This is a genomic window from Limosilactobacillus galli, assembly GCF_947381495.1.
In the GTDB taxonomy this organism is placed as follows: domain Bacteria; phylum Bacillota; class Bacilli; order Lactobacillales; family Lactobacillaceae; genus Limosilactobacillus; species Limosilactobacillus galli.
This window is the reverse complement of sequence record NZ_CANCWK010000075.1, coordinates 1-3,231: the sequence shown is the minus strand read 5'-3', so window position 1 is coordinate 3,231 and position 3,231 is coordinate 1. Positions and strand designations below refer to the sequence as shown.

3 protein-coding genes are annotated in these 3,231 nt (G+C 36.6%); 2 read left to right on the top strand and 1 reads right to left on the bottom strand.

Going from position 1 to position 3,231, the window contains the following annotated elements:
* Positions 1 to 75 precede the first annotated feature (75 nt).
* Positions 76 to 171, top strand: coding sequence for an IS3 family transposase (locus QOS10_RS10350; RefSeq protein ID WP_408621590.1), 96 nt, complete (start codon positions 76 to 78; stop codon positions 169 to 171).
* Between the two features lie 320 nt (positions 172 to 491).
* On the opposite strand, the gene QOS10_RS09125 is transcribed toward QOS10_RS10350, so the two are convergent.
* Positions 492 to 878, bottom strand: coding sequence for a hypothetical protein (locus QOS10_RS09125; RefSeq protein WP_283595166.1), 387 nt, complete (start codon positions 876 to 878; stop codon positions 492 to 494).
* 80 nt (positions 879 to 958) lie between these two features.
* Between QOS10_RS09125 and QOS10_RS09120 the strand changes: the two genes are divergently transcribed.
* The coding region (locus QOS10_RS09120; RefSeq protein ID WP_283595165.1) for an LEA family epithelial adhesin at positions 959 to 3,231 on the top strand (2,273 nt) is incomplete at its 3' end.

Genomic DNA, 3,231 nt, shown 5'->3' with positions numbered 1-3,231 from the left:
TCACGTTCTCATCAACCAATAATTAATTGGTCAGTGCTATTTATTTCAGCTTAGTGGCTAACTTATTCTTGAAATTTGGACGAATATTACAACCAAAAACGAATCAGGCACAAACTAAAAGGCAAGACTCCGATTGAGTATCGAGATCTTGCCTTAGAAAAAATATCCTAAATTAAAGTGTCCAACTTATAGGGTTCACTTCAGTTGCGCTTTTAAAGGATTGACGCGTTTTTCTTTGAATTCCCAACGAGAAAAATCGTGGGACAAATAACTCCCCTGAAATGGGGACAAATTGCAATATTGGAAGAATGGTTCTTACCACCCATCGAATAGCTCCCGCCTTGAAGAAATAACTTCTGCTTTGAAGTTTAACTTCGAGTTTAATGAGGCCCTCGAGTGCCTCGAGCGGGACAAAATGCAACAAAGTTAATATTATTGCCAATGGCTAACCAAGAGTAACTCCCCTATTTGTAGGGGACGAATGAAACAAATTATCTGTTGTAAATCTTGTAGAACTTGTTGTTCATGTAAATATCGCCACGAGCTAAACTTGCATTAGTGTAGTAAAGATCTTCACCCATATAGAATTTAGTATTAGCACTTGCTTTTGAACAATACTTTTTAAATTCTTCTGGCTTTAATTCGCCACCGATATTCATACCTGAGTACATAAATGCACCATCAGCATTGTGTTTGCCATCTTGCATTGGTGAAATAGTATCGACAAGTTTATCATGATTCCAAAGATTATAATTATTTACAAGGATAATATCACCTTTACCATACCAATCGCCTTGATCTGAATTTTTACATATTATAAAGTTTATGTTAAGATAGCGGTGTAATCGGGATGTATTATGGAAATATGCTTTTATCATTATGAACATTTAATTATTTATCAAAACCGAAGTAAAGTTATCGATATTCAATTAGCTATTAAATTTGGGAGGTGAAAATAATGATGAAGCGACCTGAATTTTTAGAAACTAAGCGGACACCGCGTTATAGTTTACGTAAGCTTAACGTTGGTGTGGCTTCGGTATTATTAGGAGTAACCATTTTTGGAATTAACTTTACAGATCATTCTGTAAAGGCAGCAACCATAGAAAACGTTGAATATTCCAATAGTTCAGTAAACAGTAATTCGCAACAAACTTCAGCAGTTGTATTGAGAACTACTGGACAAACTAATACTCAGGAAGCAACTAGTACAACAGAAAAAGTTCAACAAAATAGTACAAGTAACGATGCAACAGAAAAAGTTAAACAAAGTAGTGCAAAAAATGGTGCAGGTAACGATGTAACAGAAAAAGTTAAACAAAGTAGTGCAAGTAACGATGCAACAGCTAATAATTCTACAGAAGCTGCGACAACCTCACAATCTGCACCAAAGACGCAAGGTAGCGCTGACACTGATATTAAATCATCAACAGCTAAATCAGCAGCAAAATTAGCATTTATGAATTTAATGGCAGTTCCTGGTACTGGTACTAATACTGGTAATGGCAGAAATACAGCAAGTACAGCAGGTCAAAATGGCAATAATACTCAGCCAGCTAAAGAAAATCAAGGATTGGCCAATAAGACTAATCTGACTTCTTCAGATAACTACAGTTCTAATATTTATAAAGGTACAGATGGAAAGTATTACAAGATTGTAACTATTAATGGTCAGGACTACGTTTACCGTGCTGCTGACATTCAAGCTAATGGTACTGCTTTTGGGCAATCGGCAACGACAGCTGACGATACTAAAAATAATATCAATATTTCTAAAAAAGATTTAGGAAATGGTAAGACCCGTTGGACTGTTGTTTTCTTCCCTCATAAGGGATTACAAAATGTTGGCAGTGACATAAGTGGGTTAATTTCTGCAAAATTTGGTATTGCTCTCACTTCTGACTACCAAATCGTTGGTAATGTTGACATGGAAGTAATTACTGATCCTAAGAAATCATTTGGATATTATACATTTGAGAAGGATAGCACTAGCGCTACTGAAGATACATTACAAAATCCATTAGCCGAAGTAGACTTTTCATTTAATCCTAAGACAAATGTCGATAAAAATACTGGTTTAATTAATAGTGAAACTATGCCAGCTTATAACAATAAATATTTGCAAGGCCCATACTATTTCACTACTGCTACTGATGTTGGTGCTGAGAACCTATGGCAGACTTACTTTTTCAATCATCGTAATGAGGTTTATTATAATAATGCATATGATGGGAAGACCCCTTATCTAGGTGGCGATCATGACTTTCATCTTAATAATTTTGAAATTAAAAATAAAACTGGAGTTGACGGTGCAAAACAGGGGGACAAAATCATTTATGACACACTGGGGTATAGGTTAAATTCTAAAAACACTAATCCTAATGGTGTATTTAGCAGTAATGACTTTAACCAAGCAATGGAATTTAAGTCACAAGGTACATATAATAATGAACAATTTTCTTCTTATGTTATTTCCTTTACTACGCAACACACAGACTCTCATGAAGTACGTTTAGCTACACCTACAGATTCGAAAAAACAACAATTCTCAGGAATCGCAGCTAATATTTATTCTTTTCAGAATATGAGTTTATTCAAAGCCCACTATAAGATGTATTCTAGCTTATATGGTGAGCAGAGAGCACTGAATGCAAAAGGTGATCCAGTAGAAGCTAAAGATATTATTCCTAATTGGGATGATGCCAAAGCTGCCAATAAGGCCATCGATGATGCTCTTGTCAACAAGAAGGGTGAAATCAACAGTGCTACAAACATTGACCAAGCAACTAAAGACAACTTAATCAAAGATGCTACTGCTGCTGCGGACGCTGCAAAGAATGCTATTGTTCAAGCAACTACAGCTGACGCAATTAAGAAAGCTCAAGACGATGGCGTTTCTAATATCAATAATGTTAAGGTTCCAACCAGTCTTGAAGCCGCCAAGACAGCAGCAAATAACGCTATCGATACTGCATTAACTACTCAGACTAATGCAATTAACCATGCTTCTAACTTGAGTGATCAAGAAAAGCAAGATTTGGTTAAGCAGGCAACCGAGGCAGCCAACACCGCCAAGGCCACCATCGCTAAGGCAACTACTAACGATGGTGCAAGCCAAGCTGGTAAAGCTGGTGTCGCAGAGATTGAAAAGGCTGTTCCAACCAGTCTTGAAGCCGCCAAGACAGCAGCAAATAACGCTATCGATACTGCATTAACTACTCAGACTAATGC

Excerpts from the sequence above, each read along its gene's own strand:
- QOS10_RS09125 (WP_283595166.1), bottom strand. The coding sequence starts at position 878 with ATGATAAAAGCATATTTCCATAATACATCCCGATTACACCGCTATCTT.